We start from the raw sequence: 24,459 nt of genomic DNA, 5'->3' as shown, positions 1-24,459 counted from the left end.
AACATTGGGTGGTAACGCGTGAGTAGACTCTCGCCCCATAAGGGGCGGGGGTCTTTTTTGCATTACTGCTTCGAAGCCTTGTACCTCGACCCCGGACTGGAAAACCGAAATTGAACAAAACTGCAGGAGGGAAAAGTATGGCGAATAAGAACACATTTTATATTACGACACCTATTTATTATCCAAGCGACAAGCTGCATATCGGGCATGCGTACACCACGGTTGCGGGAGATGCCATGGCCAGATACAAGAGATTGCGCGGGTATGAGGTCCGTTATTTGACAGGTACGGATGAGCATGGGCAAAAAATCGAGCAAAAGGCGGCGGCGGCCGGCAAGACACCACAGCAGTTTGTCGATCATATCGTTGCAGGCATCCAGGAGCTGTGGCAGAAGCTGGACATCTCCAATGACGATTTTATCCGCACGACGGAGGAACGGCATAAAACGGTCGTACAGGACATTTTTGACCGCCTCCTCAAGCAGGGGGATATCTACAAGGGCGAATACGAGGGCTGGTACAGCATTCCGGATGAAACGTATTACACGGAAACCCAGCTTGTTGACGTGATCAAGGACGAAGCCGGGAACGTAATCGGCGGCAAGAGCCCGGACAGCGGGCATCCAGTAGAGCTTGTGAAGGAAGAGAGTTACTTCTTCCGCATGAGCAAATACGCAGACCGTCTGCTGCAATTTTATGAGGAAAATCCGGACTTTATCCAGCCGGAATCCCGTAAAAAGGAAATGATCAACAACTTCATCAAGCCTGGGCTGGAGGATCTGGCTGTATCCCGTACGACTTTTGACTGGGGGGTTAAGGTAAAAGGAGATCCGAAGCATGTGGTCTATGTGTGGATCGATGCCTTGTCCAACTACATCACCGCCCTCGGTTATGGGTCTTCCAATGCGGAGCTGTATGACAAATTCTGGCCTGCCAATGTGCACATTGTCGGCAAGGAAATCGTCCGCTTCCATACAATTTACTGGCCGATCATGCTGATGGCACTTGATCTGCCGCTGCCAAAGAAAGTGTTCGCGCACGGCTGGCTGCTGATGAAGGACGGCAAAATGTCCAAGTCCAAAGGCAATGTCGTCGATCCGGTGACGCTGATCAACCGTTACGGCCTGGATGAGCTGCGTTACTACCTGCTGCGCGAGGTGCCTTTTGGAGCAGACGGGACATTTACGCCCGAGAGCTTTGTGGAGCGCATCAACTCCGATCTGGCAAATGACCTTGGCAATTTGCTGAACCGCACCGTTGCAATGGTTGACAAATATTTCGGCGGCAAGGTTCCGGCCTATGAGCAGGGTGCTACAGAGTTTGACGCCTCCCTTGAAGAGATGGCAGGAGCGACTTATGCCAAGGTAGAAGAGGCTATGGAAAAAATGGAGTTTTCCGTCGCTCTGACGGCAATCGGGCAGTTCATCAGCCGCAGCAACAAATACATTGACGAAACACAGCCGTGGGCTCTGGCCAAGGATGAAGGCAAGCGCCGCGGGCTGGCCTCCGTCATGTACCACCTGGTGGAAAGCCTGCGTATTGCGTCCATTCTGCTGCAGCCGTTTCTCACCCGCGCGCCGCGCAAAATCTGGGAGCAGCTCGGGTTGACGGAAGGGGCGCTTACCACATGGGACAGCGGTAAGCAGTTCGGGATTATTCCGGAAGGCACGCAGCTGCATAAAGGAGACCCAATCTTCCCGCGTCTGGATGCCGAGCAGGAGGTGGCATTTATCGTGGAGGCCATGACAGGAGGCGCCAAGCCTGCAGCCGCCGAAGCGCCAGCCGCTGCCGCCCCGGCGGAATCACCGGAGAGCAAGGAAGAAATCGGGATCGAGGATTTCGCCAAGGTGGAGCTGCGGGTAGCCCAGGTCATTGCCTGCGAGCCTGTCAAAAAGGCCGACAAACTGCTCAAGCTACAGCTTGATCTCGGATACGAGCAGCGCCAGGTCGTCTCAGGCATTGCGAAGTTTTACACACCTGAGGAAATGGTCGGCAAGAAGGTCATTTGCGTCATCAATCTGAAGCCTGTGAAGCTGCGCGGAGAGCTGTCGCAAGGCATGATCATTGCCGCCTCTCAGGGCGATCAGCTGACACTTGCTACCGTGCCTGACAGCATGCCTAACGGCGCGATCGTGAAGTAATATCGAACCGGGAGCTATAATGGCTTCCGGTTTTTTTGTACTGCCTGTCAGGCAAGGTTCATATTCAGCGGCAGGGGAGCGTATGCTCACATTAAGTGAGTATACAAGCGGGGTGAACATTCTGGATATCCATATCGGTGTAGCATTTGCGGCAGGGCTTGTTTCATTTGCGTCTCCCTGCAGTCTTCCCTTGTACCCTGCTTATCTCTCGTATCTTACAGGTCTGAACTTCACACCAGCAGCAAAGCAAGAAGCATCCCATGAGCACCGTGTTCGCGCGATTACGCATACACTGGCTTTTGTCATGGGGTTCTCGGCTGTTTTTTATTCGCTCGGAGCGGGGGCGGGTCTGCTTGGTTCCTGGTTTCACATGCATAAGGATGGGCTGCGTCTGATTTCCGCTCTGTTGATGATGACCATGGGGCTTGTTGCTCTCGGCTGGCTGAGGCCCGTACCGCTAATGAAGGATTACCGTATCTCCGCTGCACGTAGACAGGCCGGTTACCTTAGATCCTTCGCTGTCGGAATCGGCTTTGCGGCAGGCTGGTCTCCCTGTATCGGACCGATGCTTACGGCGATTATTGCCCTGGCCGCGGTTGAACACAATACGTGGTTTATGCTGGTAACCGGCTATGCGGCAGGCTTCGCCCTTCCTTTTTTCATTCTCGCCTTCTACGCCGGAAAAATCAGGCCGCAGGCCCGATACAGCTCAGTGATGATGAAGCTCGGCGGATTGATGCTGCTTGCCATCGGCATTTTACTGCTGACGGATCACTGGAGTAGGCTTTCCTTATTCCTGCAGCGTTTTAATCCTGAATGGCTTATGTGATTTAATCAATGAGGGCCTTTGGGAAATGCTTAAAAATACGCTCTGTGCCAGTTCGCGCAGAGCGTTTTGCTGTTCATGCCGCCGCATGAATGGCCGCAGACGCGGGAATACAAGGGAGTAACGGGTGCAGGACTTGCCAATGGGTAATGAGAACATGTATCATTATTTAAGCAGTCATACGGCGGACAGCAATGGTTGGAATAATAGAAATGAGGGAAGCAGATGCCAACGCCTAGCATGGAGGATTATCTCGAAAGGATTTACAAACTTATTGATGAAAAGGGCTATGCCCGTGTGTCGGATATTGCGGAAGGACTTGAGGTCCACCCTTCATCAGTCACCAAAATGATTCAAAAGCTGGACAAGGACGAGTACCTGGTGTATGAGAAATACCGGGGGCTGATCCTGACCCCGAAAGGGAAAAAGGTCGGCAAACGTCTGGTGGACCGTCACCATCTCCTTGAACAGTTTCTCGGCATGATCGGGGTCAGAGAAGAGCATATTTACAAAGATGTGGAAGGCATTGAGCATCATTTGAGCTGGGATTCCATCACTTGCATTGAAACGCTGGTCGAGTATTTCGAGCGGGATGCGACCAGGCTGCAGCAGCTTCGTGATCTTCAGAAAGAAACGGCTGAAGAATCTTAAACGGGCATCCGTCCGCAAGGGCAGATGTTTGCTGCTGCCGCAACATCCTCTGGTAAATTACGTCTATCCATTATATAGATAGAGAGCGCTGCATATACATAGCGTGAAAAAGGGAAAAGACAAGCTTTTGGAGGTTCTGGAACATGAAGCGTTTGAAGTGGTTGATCGCTGGTCTGCTGGTTGCACTGACACTGCAGACAGGGGCCTGGCAGGTATTGGCTGCCCCGGCCAAGGAGATCGAAATCTATCTCGATGGGGGAAAGCTTGATTCGGATGTATCACCGTACATAAAGCAGGGCGACGGCGTTACAATGGTGCCGCTGCGCGTGATCAGCCAGGGACTTGGGGCACAGGTGGGATGGTTGCAGTCTACATCCACAGTGACCATTACCGGTAATGGCAAAGTGTTAACCATGACTTCAGGCTCAGGCTCGGCCATTGTTGACGGAGCGAACGTACCGCTGGACAGTGCTGTGGAAATGAAATATGGAAGAGTTATGGTGCCCCTTCGTTTTATAGGTGAAGAATTGGGACTGGAAGTGGACTGGAACGCTGTTGCAAGGACGATAACACTGTCAAGTGGAGCAACCTCTGCTGTTCCCGCTTCCGGGGAACAGAATGAAACCGGGACGGAAGTTGGCCTTTCCGAGTCCATGAGAGGGGCCTGGGTTTCCACAATCAATGGGGACTGGCCAACGACAAAAAACAGCATGGCTGCGCAGCAGAAGGAATTTACCAGCCTGCTGGATGATCTCGCCGGTATGGGGATCAACGCAGTTTTCGTTCAGGTCAGGGCAAGCGCGGATGCCGTCTATCCGTCCGATACAGTGCCTTGGAGCAAATATTTGACCGGCGTACAGGGAAAATCGCCGGGTTATGATCCCCTTGCTTTTATGATTGAGGAGGCACATAAACGGGGAATGGAATTTCATGCATGGTTCAATCCGTTCAGGGCGAGCACAACCGCCAGTACAGCGGGGCTTGCGGCTAACCATGTCGCGGTACAGCATCCCGACTGGATTGTGAATAATGGGTCTCAGCTATATATCAATCCGGGTATTCCCGCCGCAAGAGAGCAGGTTATTGATGACATCTTGGAGGTTGTGAACCAGTACGATATAGACGGCGTGCATCTGGACGATTACTTTTATCCTTACAGCGGAACCTTTAACGATGACTCCACCTATGCCTCTTATAACGGTAGCGGCTTGAATAAGGGGGACTGGCGCAGGGATAACATCAACCATTTTGTCCAGGAGCTCGGAGCAGAGGTTCATGCTGCCAAACCGGATTTGCAGTTCGGCATCAGCCCATTTGGTGTATGGCGCAACAAAGCGGATGATGCAACAGGCTCCGACACACGCGCAGGGGTTACGGCCTACGGTACAACTTATGCCGATGTCCGGAAATGGATCAAGGAAGGCTGGGTGGACTATGTCGCTCCGCAAATTTACTGGAGCATCGGTTATTCCCCGGCAGCCTATGACAAGCTCGTTTCCTGGTGGTCCGACGAGGTAGAGGGGACGAACGTCAAGCTCTATGTCGGTCATGCCCCGTACAAGATCGGTACGTCGGAACAGGGCTGGCAGACTGCGCAGCAGATTATCGACCAGTTGAAATGGAACGAGAATTATTCCGAGGTTAAAGGCGATATTTTCTTCAGTGCACAATATTTACGGAAAAACTCGCTTGGACTTATTTCACTTTTGCAGTCTTATTATAACGAATAAGGTCATAATTCAGCCCCCGTGCTCATACATAAGCAGTGTAGCGATTGTTAACTGCTGCGGAGAGAACGGGGGTTATTGATATGCTGATTAATGCTGTATTTCAAGGTGGTGGAATGAAAGGCATATCCCTGGCTGGCGCCGTGAAAGCGGCTGAACAAAACGGAGTAAAATTCAACAGAGTCGCTGGAACTTCCTCCGGGGCCATTGTAGCGTCTCTTGTAGCGGCGGGTTATACGGCCCAGGAGATGAAGGAGGTCATTGAAACGACCCCTTTCGTCAGGCTGCTGCACCGTTCCCCCCTTTTTAACGTAAAATGGATTGGACCAGCCGCCCGGATTTGGTTAAAGAAAGGGCTTTATTCGGGAGAGGTACTGGAGCAGTGGATTAGAGAGCTGTTAAAAGCGAAGGGAATCCGGCGCTTTGGCGACCTTCCTTCGGGCAAGCTTCGTGTAATAGCCTCCGATATTACCAACGGCCGTATTATGGTGCTGCCGGACGATATGGAGCGTTTTAATATGGAACCGTCTTCATTCGAGGTGGCCAAAGCCATTCGCATGAGTACAAGCATTCCTTATTTTTTCGATCCGGTGATGCTGCGCCTGGATGCCAAAAAGGCCAAAGGCAAACCCTTCGCGGGGCAGTTTGTGTATATTGTGGACGGAGCCATGCTAAGCAACCTCCCCTTGTGGCTGTTTGATCAGGAGTGGGCAAATCCGGCCGAAGCTATTCCTACGGTTGGCTTTCAAATGGTCGGAAAAAACGAGACTAAATCGTCATTTATTCGCGGACCGCTCAGCATGCTGCAGGCCATTATCGATACGACGCTGTCGGCGCATGATGAACGCTATATCGAGCAGGTGAACCGTTTTCGTACCGTAAAAATCCCTGCGCTGGGCGTTCGCACCACTCAATTTGACATCACTCCGGAGCAGAGCGAGATGTTATTCGCTTCAGGCCTTCAGGCCGGCAATGACTTCTTCCGCAACTGGAGCATCGCTTCCTATCAGACGAAGTTCAAAAAGCTGAAGCTTGCCGAAGAGCGGATTTTAGTGTGAACCAACCAAAAAAAGCACCTGGCCGTTAAGAAATCGGTCAGGTGCTTGCTGTGTTCGAGACTGTTAATGATACTTGGGCACATCGTCATTGTTTTTTCCCTTCTGGCCTTCAATGACGTAGAAGGGATATTCCTTGCGTTTTTTGGCTGCAGCCGATTTACGGCCTCCGGCTGTTTTGGCCATCGTTTTCGCGGAAGGTTTGATTTTTGGGGTCTTGGCGGCCCGACGGGGCGGGAATTTGTACAGAAGCAGCACGACGCCGAAGACAATCAATGGGATGAGGAGCACGCTCAGCATCATGAAATCCCCACGGATGATGGAGGCTGCCGTTCCCACAATGGCCAGCGCGATGAACCCCCAAAATACGAATGCCTGTTTGTTCATATTAATCTCATCCTTTCACAGGATCAAGAGACGGGCTGTTCAACCTTTCCTCCACGGGAGCTTTCTCCAGTTCGGCGTCAAGGGAAAGCATCCGTTGGAAAGAAGCGATGGAGACCTCCACTTGATCATTGGTCGGTTCTTTCGTGGTAAGAAGCTGGAGCCACAAACCCGGATAACCCAGGTAACGCAGCACGGGAACGTCACGAAGCGAATTTGTCAGCTTGAGAAATTCGAAAGAGAGCCCTAATACAACCGGGAGCAGGATAATGCGCTGTCCCATGCGTTCCCATATACTTTCATAAGTGAACAAAGAATATACGATGACGCCGATGATGACCGTAAGCATGATAAAGCTGCTGCCGCACCGGTAATGAAGCCGGCTGAATTTCTGCACGTTCTCTGGCGTCAGCTCAACACCTGCCTCATAAGCGCTGATTACTTTATGCTCTGCTCCGTGGTACTGGAACAGTCTTTTGATCATGGGGGTCTGGGAAATTCCCCACAGATAGGCGAGCAGCAGGATCAGCTTGATCACGCCTTCAGCCAGGTTATGGCCGATTTGACTGGTGAACATGCCTCCGAACAGAAAATCCTCCACAACGACAGGTACAAGCGTCAGCACCAGCTTGCCGAACAGGAATGACAGAATTCCGATCGCGGCAACACCGATGATCATGCTCAGACTCCACTTGGAATCCTCTTTCTCCTTCTGCGCGGCCCGTTCTTCCGGGTCCATTTCATCATCAGCATAGGCATCAGCCGAATAGTTCAAATGCTTCGTGCCTTTGGCGCTGGCATCGATAATACTGACAATCCCGCGCAGCAGCGGAACTCTGCGAAGCTTGTTAAGCAGCGGACTTTCTCGGCGCGGCACCTCCAGAAAAGTTATGTCACCGTTCTTGCGGCGGACTGCCGTAACATTGACCCGCTTGCCGCCGAACATCACGCCTTCTATAACCGCCTGGCCCCCATAACTGACGGGCTTGGATGTTTGAGACAACCGGTTCACCTTCCGTTTCCGGGAATATCGTGTTGAATATGTTCCCTGATTTATTATTGTGTATGCTGCAAAAAGCGCTGCAGGGCAGCCCTTCTGTCAGATCAGTTTGATCCTTTATATTGTATCGAATTTTGCGGGCGATTTCTAGTTGAGACAGGATAGGGTAAACGGGACTTAGGAAAAAGGTGCCGACATTTCCTAATGAAGCTGCCGGGGATTGTACATACTAGAATCACAGATACGATTCCACAAGCCGCAAAAACGGAGGAGGTTTGGCATGAGCTCGATAGCAAAAGACGATCGCGGTGCGCGTCCGACCGGCCAAGGGCTAACTTCACCGCTCCGGTTTTCCCTTCAGCTCGGTTTTTTTGCCGGGTTGATCTGGGGGCTAGTGCGCTGGCTGTTTTATATTCTGCACTTTACCGTTGTCCTTCCCGGCTTTTTGGCAGAGCCTTTTTTCAAACACTCATTTATGAAGACCACTGCCGGACATTTGATTGGGCTGTTCTTTTTTATTGTGTTCTCCATGATCGTAACTTTCCTTTATACGGCTTTGCTGCGCAAGCTGAAGGGACCTTACCCGGGTCTGATTTTCGGTGCAGCATGTTGGGTGGTGCTGTTTGTGTGGGCCGGCCCGTGGCTTGGCATGCTTCCTCCGGTTACCAAGCTTACATGGGATACATTAGTCTCCGAATTTTGCGTCTTTTTGCTGTGGGGGCTTTTTATCGGCTATACGGTTGCGTTCGAATTTACGGACGAGCGGCTGCGTGAGAAAGCAGCGTAAGCTGACGGGTGCAACTAAAAACTTCTCAAGCGGCCGCAGCTTGTGTTAAAATAGCATTTGGTGATTTCTTGAAGGTGAAAGAGAGGACTGGCCGATGGAGAGAGTATTGAAACTGCGTCAGGCAATGGAAGAGCGGAACTTGCGTGCCATGCTGGTAGCAAGTCCTGTAAACCGCCGCTATTTGACAGGATTTACAGGTTCGGCTGGTTATGTGCTCATTACAGAAACAGGGAGTTTTTTCCTGACGGATTTCCGTTATATGACCCAGGCTTCCGAGCAAGCGAAGGGATTTACTGTAATAGAGCATGCTGTGCAGGTCATGGATACGGTGAAAGAGCTGCTCCAATCCGAACAGATCAGCGAGCTGGGTTTTGAGCAGGATCATGTGACGTTCGGGACCCATGAAACCTATGCAGAACAGTTGGAGCCGGTTAAGCTTGTCCCGGTTTCCGGTATCATCGAGAAGCTTCGCATCATCAAGGATGAAGGCGAAATTGAAGTGATGCAACGTGCGGCCGATTTAGCGGATGCGGCGTTCGCGCACATCCTGCAGCTTATCAAACCAGGGGTTACGGAACGGGAGCTGGACCTTGAGCTTGAATTTTTCATGCGCAAGCACGGAGCGTCGTCCTCTTCGTTCGACACTATTGTTGCCTCTGGCGAACGCTCGGCCATGCCGCATGGTCGTGCAAGCGACAAGGTCATTCGAGAGAATGAACTGATCACCTTTGATTTTGGCGCGTTGCTGGACGGTTATTGCTCGGACCTGACCCGTACGGTAGCAACCGGCAATCTTCAACCGCAGTTAAAGGAAATCTATGATATCGTACTGGAGGCTCAGCTCCATACTCTGGAACATATCAAAGCTGGAATGACCGGACGCGAAGCCGATGCGCTCGCCCGGGATATCATCAGCAAATATGGTTACGGCGACCAGTTCGGCCACAGCACCGGCCACGGTTTGGGGATGGAGGTTCATGAAGCTCCACGACTGTCCAAGCTGAGTGACGATGTGCTCCAGCCGGGAATGGTGGTTACGGTCGAGCCCGGAATTTACCTGCCTGGACTTGGCGGAGTGCGCATCGAGGACGATATTGTAATCATGGCTGACGGTATTCGGGTGTTGACGAAAGCGAGCAAGCAGTTCACGGTTGTGTAAAGCTCATCTCTGTACGACTTAGATGTGTACGGATTTATTTTACTGATCCTGTAGGAGGGGTTATTCTTTGATTAACGTTAACGATTTTAAAACAGGCCTGACCGTAGAGGTAGACGGCGACATCTTCACAGTTCTTGATTTTCAGCATGTTAAGCCGGGCAAAGGCGCGGCATTTGTGCGCTCGAAGCTGAAAAACTTGCGCAATGGCAACACTGTAGAGCGTACATTCCGTGCAGGTGAAACGATCGGGCGTGCGCAAATCGAGAACCGCGGCGTATCCTATCTGTATGCCAGCGGTGATGAGCATACGTTTATGGATAACCAAACCTACGACCAGTTTACCCTTACCAGCCAGCAGCTGGAATGGGAGCTGAACTTCATGAAAGAAAACATGAACGTGAACATCATCAGTTACAACGGCGAGATTCTGGGTATTAACCTGCCGACAAGCGTTGAGCTGAAAGTGGTTGAAACGGAGCCAGGCATTAAAGGGAACACAGCTACAGGCGCTACGAAGAACGCCAAGCTTGAAACAGGCCTGAACGTGCAGGTTCCATTGTTCATCAACCAGGATGATGTGCTGCTGATCGATACGCGCGACGGCAAGTACATGTCTCGCGCCTAATCAGGTAACCCTGGAGCCCCAAATCCTCTGCCCTTGCGGTGCAGGGGATTTTTTGTATCATATACTGGTTTTTCGGCAGCGCTGAAGAGTTGGAAAATTCTTGTATCAAAAAACATTGGAACAAGGAAATACTTTCGTATTATACTGTATTAAAGTTGTGCCCAATCTTGTAAGGTATTTGTGGAGGGCTAAACCGACCTGATTGCGCTACATATGTTCAGTTTGAGGGAGTGAATGGGCTTGTCTTTGTATGTCATGAAGTTTGGGGGCAGCTCCGTTGGGGATACGGAGCGAATGAAGCGTGTTGCCAAACGCATCGTTGAGAAGCAGGACGAAGGGCATCAATGTGTGGTCGTCGTGTCTGCGATGGGAGATACGACGGATGATTTGATAGATCAGGCCAAGCTTCTGAATGATCATCCGCCTGCGCGTGAGATGGATATGCTCATGACGACAGGCGAACAGATATCGATCGCGATGCTGTCCATGGCGATACATCAGCTGGGCCGTTCCGCTGTTTCATTTACGGGATGGCAGGCCGGGTTTCTGACCGAGGCCGAGCATGGCAAAGCCAGAATTATCGATATTCGTCCGGATCGCGTGCTCAAGGCATTGGAAGAGCAAAAAATCATCATTGTGGCAGGCTTCCAGGGCATATCGGAAGACGGTGAGATTACGACGCTTGGCAGAGGGGGCTCCGATACGACGGCTGTCGCTCTGGCCGCTGCGATCAAGGCGGATGCCTGTGAAATTTATACCGATGTGGACGGCGTCTATTCAACCGATCCGCGCATCGTCAAATGTGCGCGCAAGCTGAAGGAAATTTCTTATGATGAAATGCTGGAGCTTGCCAATCTCGGCGCGGCGGTGCTTCATCCACGCGCTGTGGAGTATGCCAAGCATAACAACGTGCGGCTGATTGTACGGTCCAGCTTTAATTATAATGAAGGAACGCTTGTGAAGGAGGAAGCAGTCATGGAGCAGGGTGTAGTAGTAAGCGGTATCGCATATGATAAAAATGTAGCCCGGATCAGCATTCTGGGGGTGGAGGATGTTCCCGGTGTGCTGGCGACGGTCTTCGGCGCTCTTGCGGAAGCCAAAATTGACGTCGATATCATCGTGCAAAGCGGGGTTATGGACGGTAAAGCGGATTTCTCCTTTACGGTTGCTTTGTCGGATCAGCAGCGGGCGCTCAGCGTACTGGAAGGGATTCGGAAAGTGATTCCTTACAGGGAGGTTAATACGGAGGATGGTCTGGTGAAGGTGTCTATTGTCGGTGCAGGCATGGTCAGCCATCCCGGTGTGGCGGCGCAAATGTTCGAGGTGCTCTCCAAGCTCGGCGTCAGCATCAAGATGGTAAGCACTTCGGAAATCAAGGTGTCCTGCGTCATTGAAGCAGGCAAGCTGCAGGAAGTCGTCAAGGCACTGCATACGGCATACAATCTGGATACGGAAGAGCAGGTGTTTGTCGGAGGACCTCAGGACCGGCGTTAAACGGTCAAGACAGCTTGTCCGCAATCCACTGCGTCACTTTCAGCAAAAAAGCGGTGATTCCCGCCGCCATCAAAGGTCCGACAGGAATGCCGCGCAGAAATACAATCCCCAGAATAGAACCGAGCACAAGACCCACAATCATTTGTGGGTCTATTTTTAACATGGCGAGCCCTTTCCCGTTCATATAAGTGGCAATTGCCCCGCCCGCCAATGCAACAATACCCGGCCAGGTTGTCAGCGTATCGGTAATGTCCCGGAGGGTTACTTTTTCCTGCGCAAACGGCACGAGCACACCGATGGTCAGAAAAAGAAGGCCAAACTCCAGACCTCTACGTTCCATGGAGGGCAGATATCTTTCCAGATGGACAAGCTTCATGACAAGCAGCAGGCAGGCGGCGGTCGTAATGATCGGTGACCGGCCGATCAAGCCGACGACAATAAGGATGACAAGGATGATTTCTCCGTTCATAAAGCGGCGACACTCCAGTCCATATCTGTCATGTTATCAGTGTATGTCGCCGTGTTTGAACTTTAGAACAAGCTAGGAAGCGACCTTGGCTGCGGCAAACGGCCGAATGGCATGATCCTGGTCAAGCGCCGGTACGACGGAATACAGATCTACTTGTGCGCAAAATGCAATGTCTTCATCATACCCCAGCTGTTTCAGACGCTGGCCACCGCTGCAGTCCTGAATCAGTTGAACCAGCTCGGTTTTGGTGTGCCGGGCGGCAAAGTGCAGCATTTTCCCAAAATCATTGAGCTTCAGATCCTCTCCAAGCGTTTTATACAGCTCATCAATCATGCACCCTGCGCATAATCCGTCCTCCAATGCAAACCGGTCCTGACTGCCTGCACAGATAATCATGGTGTTGCGGCCAATCGATTTCACCGCCTCAACACAGGCGCTTAAATTGAGAAATGAACCGGCAAGAATGCATGCAGCACGGTGGGCCTTGAAAAATGCGCGTGTCCCGTTGGACGTTGTCAGCACAACCCGTTTGCCCCGTACAGCCTGGCAGATGTACTCTTCCGGCGAGTTGCCTGCATCAAAGCCCGCGATTTTGCGGCAGTACCGTTCCCCGCCAAGCCACACATCCGGCTGTTTCCATTGCCTGGCCTGAGGGACCGTTTCGACAGGTACCACACAGTCCGCTCCATTCGCGAGTGCCGTTACAATCGTGCTGGTCGCACGCAGCACGTCGATTACCACCACACATTTATTGGCTGCTTCTTCCGCTAAAACCTCATTGACACTCCCGATTACATCAATGCGCATTCAGGTGCCTCCTCATTTCAATTAAGCTTCCCCTCGATATCGGCAGTCGGGTTCAACACCCAGCAGGCGGTGTCTCCGCGCAGCCCCCTCCGCAGCGCCTCCAGAGCGGTTACATCCTGAAATGAGATGTTGCCCAGATGAACATTCGGGCCCAGCGTCTGCAGCAGAAAAACCTGCTGTTCTTTACGGGGAGCTTCCCACATGACCTTGTCGGGTGAAGACATAACCTGCAGAATGCTCTTGAAATCCTGCTCCTTCAAGCTTCCGTCCGTGTTATAGACACCCGCTCCGCTTCCTGATTCCCTTCCTTCAATAATGACCAGTTCGGCTCCGAGTTCGAGATCGATGGCTGCTGTCTCCACAAAGTGCTCTATGGCGAGCGGTTTGCCGCCCAGTTTTTTTCCATATTCCGTAATGACGGTGAACCCCATATCCTGCCCGCGCAGAATCAGTTCGGACCGCTTCTGGCGCGTCATCGGAAAGCTGCCGTCCGATACTTCCAGACCGTTGAATCCGAACTGCCGGAGCTGGGCCAAGAATTCATTCTGCAAGCCTAATGCCAGGGCAGTCTCCAACAAGGTGCCGCCGGTCATTATGAGGATGCCATGGCTTTTGGCGTGGTCGATTTTGGACAGCAGGATGTGGTCCGGAGTCAGAACCGCAGTGCCAAAGCCCAGTTTAATTATATCGATATAGGGTGAGGACATGCGCAGCAGATCGCTGAAAGCATCGGGCCCGAGCCCTTTGTCCATGACCATGGTCTTTCCGGTGCCGCCGGTTGTGCCCGTTCTGCCTCCCGCAGGGTCCTGGAGTGCCGGATGCCAGCGGTCCGATTGAGCTTCTCTCATCGGTAAAGCCTCCTTGTAATTAAATCCCTGTTTTTCATGGGTCAATATATGCCGGAAGTTTTGGCCCGGTGCCTAATCAGAGAGAACTAATTCCTCACACTCTTGCATATCTATCTATTAGCAGGGCAGAAACAAGTTTACGGAGGGAGGGTGCGGTATTGGACAAGTTCGTAGCCGGAATGGGAATGATTCGCCTGTTGTCCGGCTGTATAGAAATTGTTGCCGCGTTGATTATGCTGAGGCTGAACCAGGTCGAGAAGGCGCTGGTCGTCAACACGGGTCTGGCCATGGTAGGGCCGCTGGTGCTGCTTACGACAACGGCGATTGGTCTCGTGGGAATGGCGGACAAGCTATCCTGGGACAAGCTGATGTGGGTCGGCTGCGGTGTCGCCTGCCTCATGTTCGGTATTTTAAAAAAATGATAGATAAGAGAGCGTCATATTCGACCGGTCCAAGCATAGACTTGTCATAAGATCAGACTGGATCATAACCACAACAGCGGAGGGGTCCCTATGGCAATGGATTGGTTAGACCTTTTTCCCGAACCGGTGAGAAGCATGCTCCGCAGACTTCCGCAGACAGTGTTCGACCGCCTCGAAGAAGTCCGGATCAGAGAGAATAGACCGCTGGAAATCAACAGCAGCGGCGAGCATCACTTTCTTACCCCCGGCGGCAGGATGACGCTGCAGCCCGGGGAAGCTTACCGGCCGGACAAGGAGGATACGAGCCGTCTTCTTGATTTAATCAGCAACCACTCCCTGTACACGATGGAAGAAGAGCTGCGCAAGGGCTTCATCACCATCCCCGGAGGGCACCGGATCGGACTGGCCGGCCGGGCGGTGCTGAGCGGCGGCAAGGTTGAGCATTTGCGGGACATCAGCGGCTTCAATGTCAGAATTGCGCGGGCCGTCCCCGGCATAGCCGATCCGGTGCTGCCCTATGTGCTTGAAGAAAGGTCCGGACGGGTGCTGCACACGCTGGTGCTGTCTCCGCCACAGCAAGGTAAAACGACGCTGCTGCGCGATCTGGCAAGACAGATCAGCTCGGGGACGGCCAGCAGGCGCCATTCACCCGGCGGGATGAAGGTGTGCATTATCGACGAGCGTTCGGAAATTGCCGGCAGCTATAAGGGGATTCCGGGCTTTGATGTCGGACCGCGCACGGACGTCATGGACGCCTGCCCGAAGGCTGAAGGCATGATGATGATGATTCGTTCGATGTCACCCGAGGTCATCATTGTGGACGAGATCGGGCGCATAGAGGACGCAGAGGCAATTCAGGAGGCGCTGCATGCCGGCATCAGTGTCATTGCTTCCGCTCATGGAAGGGATTTGTCCGAGCTGTCGAGGAGACCCGCGTTCCAGGCACTGGCAGGACAGGCGCTGTTTGAACGGTACATTCTGCTTGAACGCAAGGGCCGGCAAATTTCTTTTCGCGCCGCCGATGCCAAGCAGCGGATGCTGTCTCTAACCGTTACCGGTAAAGGGGGGAGCGGCCGATGCTGAAGCTGATCGGCGCCACGCTGATTCTGCTGGCGGCGACTGTGGGCGGATGGCTGAAGGCCAGGCAGTTTGCAGACAGGCCCAGACAGATCAGAGAGCTGATCCTTTCGCTGCAGCGCCTTGCGACTGAAATCTCTTACGGCGTGACCCCGCTGCCTGATGCCCTTTCCAAAACGGGCGAGCCTTTAAGAGAACCGCTTAGGACCATGTTCAAGCAGGCGGCGGCATCCATGCTGCCCCCGTCCGGCAGGACGGCGAGGGAAAGCCTGCATGAAGCGATTGAAAGGGCCTGGCGGCATACGGCGATGAAAGGGCCCGAGAAGGACACGATGATGCAGCTGGCATACAGCCTCGGGACAAGTGACCGTGCGGATCAGATGCGCCATATCGAGCTGGCAGCCCAGCAGCTGAAGCACGAGGAAGCGTCCGCACTGGCTGATCAGGCCAGATATGAAAAAATGAGCAGAAGCCTTGGCCTGCTGATCGGAGCACTGATCGTCATACTGATCTATTAGCGGGGTGCTTGCATGAATTTAGAAGTGAACGCGATCTTCCAAATTGCGGGGATCGGGATCATCATTGCCATGATTCACACTGTCCTGAAGCAGATGGGCAAGGAGGATATGGCGCATTGGGTCACGGTCATCGGTTTTGTTGTCGTTTTGTTTATGGTGGTTCGTCTGCTTGATAACCTCCTGCAGGAAATCAAATCGATTTTCCTGTTCCAGTAGGTGAAACATATGGAAATCATTCAGGTTGTTGGCTTCGGGCTGATCGCAACGGTGCTGATTCTCGTCGTGAAGGAGCAAAAGCCGATGTTCGCTTTTCTCATTGCGGCAGGCACCGGCATACTGATCTTCCTGATGCTGATCGGAAAAATAGATTCGGTCATCAGTATGCTGGAAAGGCTGGCACGCTCCTCGGGAATGGACATGATCTATTTCAAAACCGTGCTCAAAATTATCGGCATCGCTTATATCGCCGAATTCGGGGCACAGATTGTCAGGGATGCCGGCCAGGAAAGCATTGCAGCGAAAATAGAAATGGCGGGAAAGGTGCTGATCATGGTGCTGGCCCTGCCGATTATCGGCATCATCATTGAAACGATATTGAAGCTGATGCCTGCATAAAGGGTGAAAGCAATGAGCGTAATGCCGAGCCGGAAAAACATATGGATTCTGCTGATCTGCTTCTGGTTCGCATCGGCGGGAATCATTCTGGCGGAAACTCCGGCGAATAATTGGATCAAGCAGCAGGCGGAGGAGCTTCCAAAAGATGAGGTGGAGCGGTACTGGAACGGTCTTATGAAGCAATACGGAGGTTTTTTTCCGCAGCAGAAGATGCCCTCCTTCATGGATATGCTGCTTCCGGGCGGAGAAGGGTTCAGCATACAGGGCGTTATGGGGGCGCTAGGCGGTTTTCTGTGGAATGAAATCCTGATTAACGCCAAGCTGCTCGTGACCATTGTTATGCTGAGCATTCTCAGCATGGTGATGGAAACGCTGCAGACGGCGTTCGAGAAAAACCAGGTAAGTAAAATCGCCTACGCGCTGTGCTACATGGTTATCATCATCATTGCCATCAACAGCTTTAGTGTGGCGATCCAATATGCCAAAAGCGCCATCGACGGCATGACCGATTTCATGCTGGCCATGCTGCCCCTGCTCTTCACCCTGCTCGCTTCCATGGGCAACATCGTGACTGTATCGGTTACACATCCGCTGATTGTATTCATGATCCACACGATCAGCACGATTATTCATACCGTCGTGTTTCCGCTGCTGTTTTTCTCGGCGCTGCTGCACCTGGTTAGCTCCATATCCGATAAATACAAGCTTACCCAGCTCGCGGATCTGCTCCGCAACATCGCCGCAGGCCTGCTGGGGACGCTGCTTACCGTATTCCTCGGGGTGATTTCCGTACAGGGCTGGACATCATCGGTTACCGACGGCATGACACTGCGGTCCGCCAAGTTTGTCGCCAGCAATTTTGTACCGGTGGTAGGCAGGGCGCTGGCGGATGCGGCGGACACCGTAATCTCCGCGTCACTGCTGGTCAAGAATGCGATCGGTCTGGCGGGAGTCATCATCATTTTGTTTTTATGCGCTTTTCCTGCCTTAAAAATACTGACACTGGCCCTGATCTATAATGTGACCGCAGCCATCATGCAGCCCCTTGGCGATACACCCATTGTCAGCTGCCTGCAGGCCGTCGGGAAAAGCATGCTGTTTGTGTTCGGGGCGGTAGCGGCAGTGGGGCTGATGTCCTTTTTGGCGATTACAATCATGCTGGCTGCAGGAAATATGACCGTTATGATGAGGTGAGGAAAATGTATTCAGGGAAAACCCGCAAGCTTGGAAGAGGAGTGTTGAGGCTCAAGCCGGGAAAAGTGATGGCGGAAGGAAAAGGGGAAACCGGTCATGTCGTGGTTAGGCGAATGGTTAAGGCATCTGGTCATGGTCGTGCTGCTGGCCGCGTTCGTGGATTTGATCCTGCCAAGCCGCTCCATGGAAAGGTACGTCAGGCTTGTGCTGAGCCTGCTCGTTCTGCTCGCATTGATCTCCCCGATCGCACAGCTGCTCCGCGGCAATCCGGCAGCAGAACTGCGCCAGGCTTTCCTGGCCCAGGAACGGGCCGAAAGCGGACAGCAGCAGAGCCTTGAACGAATACTGGCCCAGGGACAGCAATTGCAGAGGAAGCAGGAGCAGACTGCGATGCAATATGCAGCAGGCGAGGTAGCGCGGCAGATGAAAGGACAGATCGAACAGGAAACAGGGGAAAGGGTGCAGTCGGTGGAGGTTGCGTTTGCGCAGGATGAGCAGGCGGCAGGCGAAATGAGCACGGGCACGAGCATTGCCTCGGTCAAGGTAAAACTGGCCGGCCAAACTGCCGCTGACGATCTGGCAAAACCCCCGGATGGGGAAAAGGCAGTTGGAGGCATTGAGCCTGTCACCGTGCCGACAGTCCCGGAGACGGAAATCGAGGTCCGGATCGGGCAGGATGCAAAAGCGGCAGACGGGGAGGATGTGGCGCCGCAAACGAAGCAGGCAGTGACAGACGGGAAAGTGGAGGAGATTGCGGAGCTGCTTTATAAGGAATGGGGAATCGGCAGGGATAAGGTTCAGGTGCTGAACCCGGAGGAAGCAGTATGATCATGCTGCGGGAGGTGATGAGATTTTGGGGAAATGGAAGGATATTTGGGAGCGCTGGATCGGCGGGGGGGCCGGTGCGCAGAAGCGTTTCAATACGTTCCGTTGGCTGCTGATTCTGGGGCTGGTGGGGGTCGCGATCATGCTGTTCAATTCCTTCGTGAATGTCAGGGAAATCGACCCCGAAAATGTCGGGCGGGAGCCGCCGGCGGGTGGCAGCAGCCCGGTGCTGGAACAGGCAGCGGAGGAGGCCGGGTCCTTCGATCAGGTTGAGAAAACATTTGAGGATAATATGAAGACGATGCTGGAGCAAATTGTCGGTGTAGGCGCGGTAGATGTCATGGTAACGGTGGATTCAACAGAGGAGATTGTAGTGCAGCGCAACACGAAGGACACCCAGCAGGAGACGGAAGAGACGGACGCCGGCGGCGGCAAGCGTCACACAACCCAGTATACCCGTGACGGAGAAATCGTGACTTATGAGAACAGCGGAGGAAATACACCAATTGTTACGAAGAAAATCAAGCCGAAGGTCAGAGGCGTTCTTGTTGTCGCCAAGGGGGCGGAGAATCAGGTGGTCAAACAATTGATCACAGATGCCGTGCAAAAAGGGCTTAACGTCCCTTCATATCGTATCTCGGTCGTCCCGCGCAAGCAGGAGTAATTTACAAGTAAAGGCAGGAGGGTATTGGAATGAATAATAAAAGACAAACGATTTGGCTTGTTTCCATGCTGAGCTTGATGGTTGTGCTTTCAGCCTACTATTTGTTTACGGAGGACACCGGCACAGTCACAGATCCGGTTGCGGACAGCACACAGGTTATGGATGGCGGGACAACTGCAGCACCCGGAACCGGGGGCTCCGATGAACTCACGGTCAATGAGGTAGTCACAGAAGGTGCAGATGCGGCATCCGGTCAAGAAGCATCGGGTCAAACAGCATCTGGCGAATCCGCGTCTGGTGAAACAGCATCCAACAATACAGCCTCAAACGATGCAGCATCCAACGATACAGCATCCAATGACACGGCTTCCGGAACAGGGCAGGCAGCGACAGAAGGAGATGCTTCCAAGGGGACAGAGGGGCAAACCGCTGCGACTGGAACGGAGGGCTCTTCTAAGTCCGCCGGACAGCAAACGGAAGTGGCCAAGACAGACGAACAGGTGCTGGAAGAGGTTAAGGCAGGGCAGCAAGCGGGACAGGAGGCGGGACCGGAAGCAAAAGAGACGGCCGCGGCAGTTATCGACGATTATCTGTTCGAGCGCGAGGTGAACAATCAGAAAAAACAGGAAGAGCTGATGGCAGCTATGAATGACAAGTCCTCCACGGAAGCGGCGGCGGCTCAGAAGGAACTGACGGCGCTTGAAGACAAACAGGCGAAAATTACAGGCATCGAGGAGGAACTGGAGCAGCAATTTGCCAGCGCGGTCGTCAAGGAAGAGGATAATGACGTATACAAAGTGGTTGTGCTGAGCGACAAAATGGACGCAAAGCAGGCAGTAAGCATCGTGGATAAAGTCATGAAGGAGCTTAATGTAACACAGGACAAAATCAAAGTTCAGTATGTGTCCGAGTAACAGGCGCATTCTCCTGAATGGGGCGCCATATACAGTTAAAAATAAAAGATACCGATGGCAGCTGATCGGTATCTTTTATTTTTCTTTCCTTGGTCAGGGGAGGAATCGGTTTAAACGCCTGTTTCTGATTGATAAAGATTAATCGGGAGTTGTCGGACAGACAATACTCCAGGCCCTTTCTATTTCACTCGATTGTGATATAATACAAAAAGCTGTCAGGCTGTCCAAGCGACAGATGCGGGCAGCGCACGCGGCAGTGAGCCCGGTTCTGTATGACCGGCAGACATGCTGCAAAGATGCGCTGCAACCGGCATAATGCTGAAGGAGTGAATAATTGCGATGTTTAAATTAAGCGAGATTAAGGAATTGATCAAGCTGGTGGATGAAACGTCCGTTCAGGAATTGGAGATTGAAAATGAAGGTGCACGCCTGATGATCCGCAAGCCCGGAAAGAGCGAGGTTGTAACGGTTCAGGCGCCGGTGGCGGCACCTGTCTATGCTGCGGCTCCGCAGGCGGTCGTGTCCAGTCCTGCAGCTCAGCCTCAGCCCGCAGCTGCAGCAGCGGAACAAGCGGCTGAGCCTGCGTCCAATTTACATAAGATTGTGTCTCCTATGGTAGGGACCTTTTACAGAGCGTCTTCTCCGGACACTGCGCCATTTATCAGCGTAGGCGACAGAGTCGGAGAGAAAACAACGGTCTGCATTATCGAGGCGATGAAGCTGATGAACGAGCTTGAGGCTGAGGTCAAAGGCGAAATCGTTGAAGTTCTGGCGGAGAACGGCCAGCTTGTGGAATACGGTCAGCCGCTGTTCTTGGTCAAGCCGGAGTAAGCTGTTTGCGCAGTCTGGTACGGCTGCTTCTCTAAGGAGGATAAATGATCATGAAATTTCATAAAATATTAATTGCCAACCGCGGAGAAATAGCGGTCCGCATCATCCGGGCATGCAGGGAAATGAATATTTCAACGGTAGCGGTCTATTCGGAAGCCGATAAGGACTCTCTTCATGTGAAGCTTGCCGATGAAGCATACTGCATCGGACCAACCCTGTCCAAGGACAGTTATCTGAACTTCACCAACATTATGAGTGTGGCTACGCTGACTGAATGTGATGCCATTCACCCTGGCTACGGATTTTTGGCCGAGAATGCGGACTTTGCCGAAATCTGCGCATCCTGCAATATTACCTTTATCGGGCCTTCTCCCGAAGCGATTACGAAGATGGGAGACAAGGCAGTTGCGAAGCAGACCATGAAGGAGGCCGGTGTACCGGTTATCCCTGGCTCCGACGGTTTGGTGGAAAGTCTTGAGGAAGCGGTTATGATCGCCCGTGATATCGGCTATCCCGTCATTATCAAGGCGACAGCCGGCGGCGGCGGCAAAGGCATCCGCATCGCGGAGAACGAAGAGATGCTCATCCAGCAGATCACGACCGCCCAGCAGGAGGCGCTAAAGAATTTTGGCAATGCGGGTGTGTATCTTGAAAAGTATTTGACAGGCATGAAGCATGTTGAAATTCAGGTTATTGCGGATAAACACGGCAATGTTGCCCATCTGGGCGAACGGGATTGCTCCGTGCAGCGCCGCCGGCAAAAGCTTGTTGAGGAAGCGCCCTGCCCGGTTTTGTCTGAAGTGGTCCGTCAGCAGATGGGCGAGGCGGCAGTGCGTGCGGCCAAGGCTGTACAGTACTCCGGGGCGGGAACGCTTGAATTTTTGCTGAGTCCGGACAGTTCTTTTTATTTCATGGAGATGAATACCCGGATTCAGGTAGAGCATCCAGTGACCGAAATGATCACGGGAGTGGACCTGATCAAAGAGATGATCTCCGTAGCCGAGGGCAAGGAGCTGTCATTCAAGCAGGAGGACGTTGTCATTAACGGATGGTCCATCGAGTGCCGGATCAATGCGGAGGATCCTGCCCGCAACTTTATGCCGGCGCCAGGTAAAATCGGTTTTTATCTGCCTCCGGGCGGACCTGGTGTAAGGGTGGATAGTGCAGCTTATCCAGGCTACAGCATCCCGCCTTATTACGATTCCATGATCGCAAAGCTGATCGTGTGGGGACAGACGCGTGAAGACGCCATCGCCAAAATGAAGCGCGCGCTCTCGGAGTTTGCGGTTGAAGGGATTCCAACGACGATCTCCTTCCATCAGCGGCTTTTGGAGCATCCGACGTTCATCAACGGTAATTTTGATATTAAATTCCTTGAGGAAAATGAAGTCTGAGCGCCTGCTGCAAAGGTTTGTCATAATGTTTTCCAGATGATATAGTATGGATAAAAGTACGCCTGTGTCTGCAGGCTTACGGTGATCCTAGCTAACCGAAAGGTGTGTAAATTATGGGCACAATGCCAACGGAATTTGAAAGAACGGAAATTGGTGAAATTCAGATTGCTCCTGAAGTCATCGAAGTCATTGCCGGCCTGGCTACGGTTGAGGTCAAAGGGGTTGCAGGCATGAGCGGCGGTTTTGCAGGCGGCTTTGCCGAGCTGCTCGGACGCAAGAACCTGTCCAAGGGTGTTAAGGTGGAAGTAGGACAGCGCGAGGCGGCTGTAGATGTATCCGTCATTATCGAATACGGCAATCGTCTGCCAGAGGTGGCCTCCCAGATTCAGCATAACGTCAAACGTTCCATTGAGAACATGACCGGCCTGAATGTGGTGGAAGTGAACGTCCATATTCATGACGTACAGTTCAAGAACGCAGAACGCACTGCGGAAGAGAGCGATCTTTCAGGCCGCGTTAAATAAGATCTATCTGCGTAAAACCCCCGACCTTTGGGTCGAGGGTTTACTCTAATTTCAAGGAGGCTGTGCAGTTCGTGGCTAAAATTGTGGATAGACTTTTGCTGTTTGTGTACAGCTTGAGTATCGGAATTGCATCCGTTATTGCCATCCTCCTTCTGAGCGGCGTTATCCCGCCTCAGTTGGGCAACATGGATGAGGGGAAGCTATGGACGGCCGCATTGACGGTCGCAATTATTTTGTTTCTGCTCAGCCTCCGGTTTATTTATGTTTCCTTCCGCCGCAACCGGCAAAACCAGACGACCATTGATCAGCGTACGGAGTACGGAGACATCCAGATTTCCGTGGAGACGATTGAGAATCTGTGTCTCAAATCGGTCTCCAGGTTCCGCGGGGTCAGCGATTTAAAATCGCGCGTCAAGGTAACGGAATCGGGTCTGGATATTACAATTCGCGCGGTGGTTGAGGGTGACACGTCCATTCCCGGACTGACCTCCGATATGCAGAAGGCTGTTCATGACCATTTGGAGGAAATTACCGGCATCCCGGTGTCTAACGTGTCGGTGTACATTGCGAATGTCGCCGCGTCACCGGCCTTTAAGAGCCGTGTGGAATAGGGGGGGTACGAATGCCTTCCTGGTATGAAATATGGTTGGAATATAAGGGACGGATTCTAGGGATCGCGGGCGGTATCGGCCTCGGTATTGTATATTTAGTATCAGGTTTAGTAGATATGTTGATCTTTGCATTATTGGTGTTCATCGGATATACGCTGGGAAAAAGGTTTGATGCCAAGCTCGATGTTTTTGAGCCGCTAGTAAAGCTCGGGGACTGGATCTTCAACCGCAAGCGGCCCTTTAAATGAACCCTGTGATACGCTTTCTCCAAAACCAGAGCCGCAGCTTGTCTACGCCCGTTGTTTTTGGAGTTGCGTTCACCGGGTTTTTTTGATTAAGGAATGTATAAGATTTCAAAACGCAGCTTGGTTGCAAGGGTTTTAGGGCAAGATAATAAGCAATTCTGACAGTGATGATTATGAGCGAGTGTAGGAGGCCTGCATGAAAAGACGTTTAGCAAGGGAACTGGCGGTACAAAGCATGTACCATATGGAAATGAATGAGGTGAAGGCGGAGGAAGCGGTGGACATGCTGCTGCAGGAAGCAGCCGAGGACAATGAAGCTGAGGTTGTCGTAAAGGATGAAGCTGCACTGCGGCAATACGTGCTCGGTATAGTTGCGGGAACCTGGGAGCAGCGGTCTGCCATCGATGCCTTGCTTACCGATTATTTGAAAGGCTGGCAGGTAAGCAGGCTTTCCAGGGTGGACCGTCAAATTCTGCGCCTCGCAGCGTATGAAATGATTTTCCGTGAAGACATTCCGGCTAAGGTGGCCGTCAATGAAGCGATTGAGCTGTCCAAGCATTTCGGCACAGAGGAGTCCGGAAAATTCGTTAACGGCGTCCTCGGACGTATGATTCAGGAATTGGAGCAGCTGAAATCCCGTTTTGTCTAAAAT

General features: G+C 52.5%; 29 protein-coding genes. 24 read left to right on the top strand and 5 right to left on the bottom strand.

Annotated features, from left to right (window positions below):
* The first annotated feature begins 137 nt into the window (after nucleotides 1–137).
* The 5 genes from metG (at nucleotide 138) to ACI1P2_RS13765 (ending at nucleotide 6,403) form a co-directional block, all read left to right on the top strand.
* Nucleotides 138–2,141, top strand: coding sequence for a methionine--tRNA ligase (metG, locus tag ACI1P2_RS13785; protein WP_355320431.1), 2,004 nt, complete (start codon nucleotides 138–140; stop codon nucleotides 2,139–2,141).
* Between the two features lie 118 nt (nucleotides 2,142–2,259).
* Nucleotides 2,260–2,970 carry a cytochrome c biogenesis CcdA family protein gene (locus ACI1P2_RS13780; protein WP_355320454.1) on the top strand — a complete coding sequence of 237 codons (711 nt, stop codon included), beginning with the start codon at nucleotides 2,260–2,262 and terminating at the stop codon, nucleotides 2,968–2,970.
* A gap of 222 nt (nucleotides 2,971–3,192) precedes the next feature.
* Nucleotides 3,193–3,618, top strand: coding sequence for a transcriptional regulator MntR (mntR, locus tag ACI1P2_RS13775; protein ID WP_355320430.1), 426 nt, complete (start codon nucleotides 3,193–3,195; stop codon nucleotides 3,616–3,618).
* A gap of 143 nt (nucleotides 3,619–3,761) precedes the next feature.
* Entirely contained in the window at nucleotides 3,762–5,348 is a 1,587-nt protein-coding gene (locus tag ACI1P2_RS13770; protein ID WP_355320429.1) for a family 10 glycosylhydrolase, read from the top strand.
* Between the two features lie 80 nt (nucleotides 5,349–5,428).
* Complete coding sequence (locus ACI1P2_RS13765; RefSeq protein WP_355320428.1) at nucleotides 5,429–6,403, top strand: patatin-like phospholipase family protein; 975 nt, start codon at nucleotides 5,429–5,431, stop codon at nucleotides 6,401–6,403.
* A gap of 63 nt (nucleotides 6,404–6,466) precedes the next feature.
* Here ACI1P2_RS13765 and ACI1P2_RS13760 read toward each other — a convergent pair whose 3' ends face one another.
* Nucleotides 6,467–6,787 (bottom strand): hypothetical protein, encoded by a 321-nt coding sequence (locus tag ACI1P2_RS13760; RefSeq protein ID WP_355320427.1) that lies wholly within the window; start codon nucleotides 6,785–6,787, stop codon nucleotides 6,467–6,469.
* Between the two features lie 7 nt (nucleotides 6,788–6,794).
* Complete coding sequence (locus ACI1P2_RS13755) at nucleotides 6,795–7,787, bottom strand: DUF1385 domain-containing protein (protein ID WP_355320426.1); 993 nt, start codon at nucleotides 7,785–7,787, stop codon at nucleotides 6,795–6,797.
* Nucleotides 7,788–8,064: 277 nt separating this feature from the next.
* Here ACI1P2_RS13755 and ACI1P2_RS13750 point away from each other — a divergent pair, with 277 nt between their 5' ends.
* The 4 genes from ACI1P2_RS13750 (at nucleotide 8,065) to ACI1P2_RS13735 (ending at nucleotide 11,849) form a co-directional block, all read left to right on the top strand.
* Complete coding sequence (locus tag ACI1P2_RS13750; RefSeq protein WP_355320425.1) at nucleotides 8,065–8,571, top strand: YqhR family membrane protein; 507 nt, start codon at nucleotides 8,065–8,067, stop codon at nucleotides 8,569–8,571.
* 94 nt (nucleotides 8,572–8,665) lie between these two features.
* Nucleotides 8,666–9,730 carry a M24 family metallopeptidase gene (locus tag ACI1P2_RS13745; RefSeq protein ID WP_355320424.1) on the top strand — a complete coding sequence of 355 codons (1,065 nt, stop codon included), beginning with the start codon at nucleotides 8,666–8,668 and terminating at the stop codon, nucleotides 9,728–9,730.
* A gap of 67 nt (nucleotides 9,731–9,797) precedes the next feature.
* Nucleotides 9,798–10,355 (top strand): elongation factor P, encoded by a 558-nt coding sequence (gene efp / locus ACI1P2_RS13740; protein WP_355320423.1) that lies wholly within the window; start codon nucleotides 9,798–9,800, stop codon nucleotides 10,353–10,355.
* A 240-nt stretch (nucleotides 10,356–10,595) separates the two neighbouring features.
* Nucleotides 10,596–11,849 carry an aspartate kinase gene (locus ACI1P2_RS13735; RefSeq protein ID WP_355320422.1) on the top strand — a complete coding sequence of 418 codons (1,254 nt, stop codon included), beginning with the start codon at nucleotides 10,596–10,598 and terminating at the stop codon, nucleotides 11,847–11,849.
* Nucleotides 11,850–11,853: 4 nt separating this feature from the next.
* Here the strand turns inward: ACI1P2_RS13735 and ACI1P2_RS13730 are convergent, their stop codons facing one another.
* From ACI1P2_RS13730 to comA, 3 genes are all read right to left on the bottom strand, one after another.
* Nucleotides 11,854–12,318, bottom strand: a complete 465-nt coding sequence (locus ACI1P2_RS13730; RefSeq protein ID WP_355320421.1) for a DUF441 domain-containing protein — start codon at nucleotides 12,316–12,318, stop codon at nucleotides 11,854–11,856.
* Nucleotides 12,319–12,390: 72 nt separating this feature from the next.
* Nucleotides 12,391–13,125 (bottom strand): 2-phosphosulfolactate phosphatase, encoded by a 735-nt coding sequence (locus ACI1P2_RS13725; protein WP_355320420.1) that lies wholly within the window; start codon nucleotides 13,123–13,125, stop codon nucleotides 12,391–12,393.
* Between the two features lie 17 nt (nucleotides 13,126–13,142).
* Nucleotides 13,143–13,973, bottom strand: coding sequence for a phosphosulfolactate synthase (gene comA, locus ACI1P2_RS13720; protein ID WP_355320419.1), 831 nt, complete (start codon nucleotides 13,971–13,973; stop codon nucleotides 13,143–13,145).
* Nucleotides 13,974–14,131: 158 nt separating this feature from the next.
* On the opposite strand from comA, the gene ACI1P2_RS13715 reads away from it, so the two are divergent.
* From ACI1P2_RS13715 to nusB, 15 genes are all read left to right on the top strand, one after another.
* Nucleotides 14,132–14,395 carry a YqhV family protein gene (locus tag ACI1P2_RS13715; protein WP_408976220.1) on the top strand — a complete coding sequence of 88 codons (264 nt, stop codon included), beginning with the start codon at nucleotides 14,132–14,134 and terminating at the stop codon, nucleotides 14,393–14,395.
* A gap of 96 nt (nucleotides 14,396–14,491) precedes the next feature.
* Nucleotides 14,492–15,478: a stage III sporulation protein AA gene (gene spoIIIAA, locus ACI1P2_RS13710; RefSeq protein ID WP_355320452.1), complete on the top strand. Its 987-nt coding sequence runs from the start codon at nucleotides 14,492–14,494 to the stop codon at nucleotides 15,476–15,478.
* Nucleotides 15,472–15,990, top strand: coding sequence for a stage III sporulation protein SpoIIIAB (gene spoIIIAB / locus ACI1P2_RS13705; protein WP_355320418.1), 519 nt, complete (start codon nucleotides 15,472–15,474; stop codon nucleotides 15,988–15,990). The genes spoIIIAA and spoIIIAB overlap by 7 nt, the downstream gene beginning before the upstream one ends.
* Before the next feature lie 12 nt (nucleotides 15,991–16,002).
* Nucleotides 16,003–16,206, top strand: coding sequence for a stage III sporulation protein AC (gene spoIIIAC, locus ACI1P2_RS13700; protein WP_355320417.1), 204 nt, complete (start codon nucleotides 16,003–16,005; stop codon nucleotides 16,204–16,206).
* A gap of 9 nt (nucleotides 16,207–16,215) precedes the next feature.
* Entirely contained in the window at nucleotides 16,216–16,605 is a 390-nt protein-coding gene (spoIIIAD, locus tag ACI1P2_RS13695) for a stage III sporulation protein AD (protein WP_355320416.1), read from the top strand.
* A gap of 12 nt (nucleotides 16,606–16,617) precedes the next feature.
* Nucleotides 16,618–17,799, top strand: coding sequence for a stage III sporulation protein AE (gene spoIIIAE / locus ACI1P2_RS13690; protein ID WP_408976219.1), 1,182 nt, complete (start codon nucleotides 16,618–16,620; stop codon nucleotides 17,797–17,799).
* A gap of 96 nt (nucleotides 17,800–17,895) precedes the next feature.
* A complete protein-coding gene (gene spoIIIAF / locus ACI1P2_RS13685) occupies nucleotides 17,896–18,627 on the top strand; it encodes a stage III sporulation protein AF (RefSeq protein ID WP_355320414.1) in 732 nt (243 codons plus the stop codon).
* A 25-nt stretch (nucleotides 18,628–18,652) separates the two neighbouring features.
* Nucleotides 18,653–19,288, top strand: a complete 636-nt coding sequence (gene spoIIIAG, locus ACI1P2_RS13680; protein WP_355320413.1) for a stage III sporulation protein AG — start codon at nucleotides 18,653–18,655, stop codon at nucleotides 19,286–19,288.
* 29 nt (nucleotides 19,289–19,317) lie between these two features.
* Entirely contained in the window at nucleotides 19,318–20,202 is an 885-nt protein-coding gene (locus tag ACI1P2_RS13675) for a SpoIIIAH-like family protein (RefSeq protein WP_355320412.1), read from the top strand.
* A 339-nt stretch (nucleotides 20,203–20,541) separates the two neighbouring features.
* A complete protein-coding gene (gene accB, locus ACI1P2_RS13670; protein ID WP_355320411.1) occupies nucleotides 20,542–21,033 on the top strand; it encodes an acetyl-CoA carboxylase biotin carboxyl carrier protein in 492 nt (163 codons plus the stop codon).
* Between the two features lie 50 nt (nucleotides 21,034–21,083).
* Nucleotides 21,084–22,427 carry an acetyl-CoA carboxylase biotin carboxylase subunit gene (accC, locus tag ACI1P2_RS13665; protein WP_355320410.1) on the top strand — a complete coding sequence of 448 codons (1,344 nt, stop codon included), beginning with the start codon at nucleotides 21,084–21,086 and terminating at the stop codon, nucleotides 22,425–22,427.
* Between the two features lie 113 nt (nucleotides 22,428–22,540).
* Nucleotides 22,541–22,951 carry an Asp23/Gls24 family envelope stress response protein gene (locus ACI1P2_RS13660; protein WP_355320409.1) on the top strand — a complete coding sequence of 137 codons (411 nt, stop codon included), beginning with the start codon at nucleotides 22,541–22,543 and terminating at the stop codon, nucleotides 22,949–22,951.
* Nucleotides 22,952–23,022: 71 nt separating this feature from the next.
* A complete protein-coding gene (amaP, locus tag ACI1P2_RS13655) occupies nucleotides 23,023–23,562 on the top strand; it encodes an alkaline shock response membrane anchor protein AmaP (protein ID WP_355320408.1) in 540 nt (179 codons plus the stop codon).
* Between the two features lie 11 nt (nucleotides 23,563–23,573).
* Nucleotides 23,574–23,810: a DUF2273 domain-containing protein gene (locus tag ACI1P2_RS13650; RefSeq protein ID WP_355320407.1), complete on the top strand. Its 237-nt coding sequence runs from the start codon at nucleotides 23,574–23,576 to the stop codon at nucleotides 23,808–23,810.
* A gap of 193 nt (nucleotides 23,811–24,003) precedes the next feature.
* Nucleotides 24,004–24,456, top strand: a complete 453-nt coding sequence (nusB, locus tag ACI1P2_RS13645; RefSeq protein ID WP_355320406.1) for a transcription antitermination factor NusB — start codon at nucleotides 24,004–24,006, stop codon at nucleotides 24,454–24,456.
* The last annotated feature ends 3 nt before the right edge of the window (nucleotides 24,457–24,459 follow it).

It is taken from the genome of Paenibacillus jiangxiensis (assembly GCF_046098255.1).
Classification (GTDB): Bacteria; Bacillota; Bacilli; order Paenibacillales; family Paenibacillaceae; genus Paenibacillus; species Paenibacillus jiagnxiensis.
This window is presented reverse-complemented; position numbering and strand designations above follow the sequence as displayed.

Coding starts and splice junctions, on each gene's coding strand:
- comA (WP_355320419.1), bottom strand. CDS start 13,973: ATGAGAGAAGCTCAATCGGACCGCTGGCATCCGGCACTCCAGGACCCT.
- ACI1P2_RS13745 (WP_355320424.1), top strand. CDS start 8,666: ATGGAGAGAGTATTGAAACTGCGTCAGGCAATGGAAGAGCGGAACTTG.
- ACI1P2_RS13730 (WP_355320421.1), bottom strand. CDS start 12,318: ATGAACGGAGAAATCATCCTTGTCATCCTTATTGTCGTCGGCTTGATC.
- ACI1P2_RS13770 (WP_355320429.1), top strand. CDS start 3,762: ATGAAGCGTTTGAAGTGGTTGATCGCTGGTCTGCTGGTTGCACTGACA.
- ACI1P2_RS13660 (WP_355320409.1), top strand. CDS start 22,541: ATGGGCACAATGCCAACGGAATTTGAAAGAACGGAAATTGGTGAAATT.
- ACI1P2_RS13725 (WP_355320420.1), bottom strand. CDS start 13,125: ATGCGCATTGATGTAATCGGGAGTGTCAATGAGGTTTTAGCGGAAGAA.
- accC (WP_355320410.1), top strand. CDS start 21,084: ATGAAATTTCATAAAATATTAATTGCCAACCGCGGAGAAATAGCGGTC.
- spoIIIAA (WP_355320452.1), top strand. CDS start 14,492: ATGGATTGGTTAGACCTTTTTCCCGAACCGGTGAGAAGCATGCTCCGC.
- spoIIIAE (WP_408976219.1), top strand. CDS start 16,618: ATGAGCGTAATGCCGAGCCGGAAAAACATATGGATTCTGCTGATCTGC.
- ACI1P2_RS13650 (WP_355320407.1), top strand. CDS start 23,574: ATGCCTTCCTGGTATGAAATATGGTTGGAATATAAGGGACGGATTCTA.
- ACI1P2_RS13675 (WP_355320412.1), top strand. CDS start 19,318: ATGAATAATAAAAGACAAACGATTTGGCTTGTTTCCATGCTGAGCTTG.
- spoIIIAC (WP_355320417.1), top strand. CDS start 16,003: ATGAATTTAGAAGTGAACGCGATCTTCCAAATTGCGGGGATCGGGATC.
- accB (WP_355320411.1), top strand. CDS start 20,542: ATGTTTAAATTAAGCGAGATTAAGGAATTGATCAAGCTGGTGGATGAA.
- mntR (WP_355320430.1), top strand. CDS start 3,193: ATGCCAACGCCTAGCATGGAGGATTATCTCGAAAGGATTTACAAACTT.
- spoIIIAF (WP_355320414.1), top strand. CDS start 17,896: ATGTCGTGGTTAGGCGAATGGTTAAGGCATCTGGTCATGGTCGTGCTG.
- ACI1P2_RS13750 (WP_355320425.1), top strand. CDS start 8,065: ATGAGCTCGATAGCAAAAGACGATCGCGGTGCGCGTCCGACCGGCCAA.
- ACI1P2_RS13760 (WP_355320427.1), bottom strand. CDS start 6,787: ATGAACAAACAGGCATTCGTATTTTGGGGGTTCATCGCGCTGGCCATT.
- nusB (WP_355320406.1), top strand. CDS start 24,004: ATGAAAAGACGTTTAGCAAGGGAACTGGCGGTACAAAGCATGTACCAT.
- spoIIIAB (WP_355320418.1), top strand. CDS start 15,472: ATGCTGAAGCTGATCGGCGCCACGCTGATTCTGCTGGCGGCGACTGTG.
- spoIIIAD (WP_355320416.1), top strand. CDS start 16,216: ATGGAAATCATTCAGGTTGTTGGCTTCGGGCTGATCGCAACGGTGCTG.
- metG (WP_355320431.1), top strand. CDS start 138: ATGGCGAATAAGAACACATTTTATATTACGACACCTATTTATTATCCA.
- ACI1P2_RS13765 (WP_355320428.1), top strand. CDS start 5,429: ATGCTGATTAATGCTGTATTTCAAGGTGGTGGAATGAAAGGCATATCC.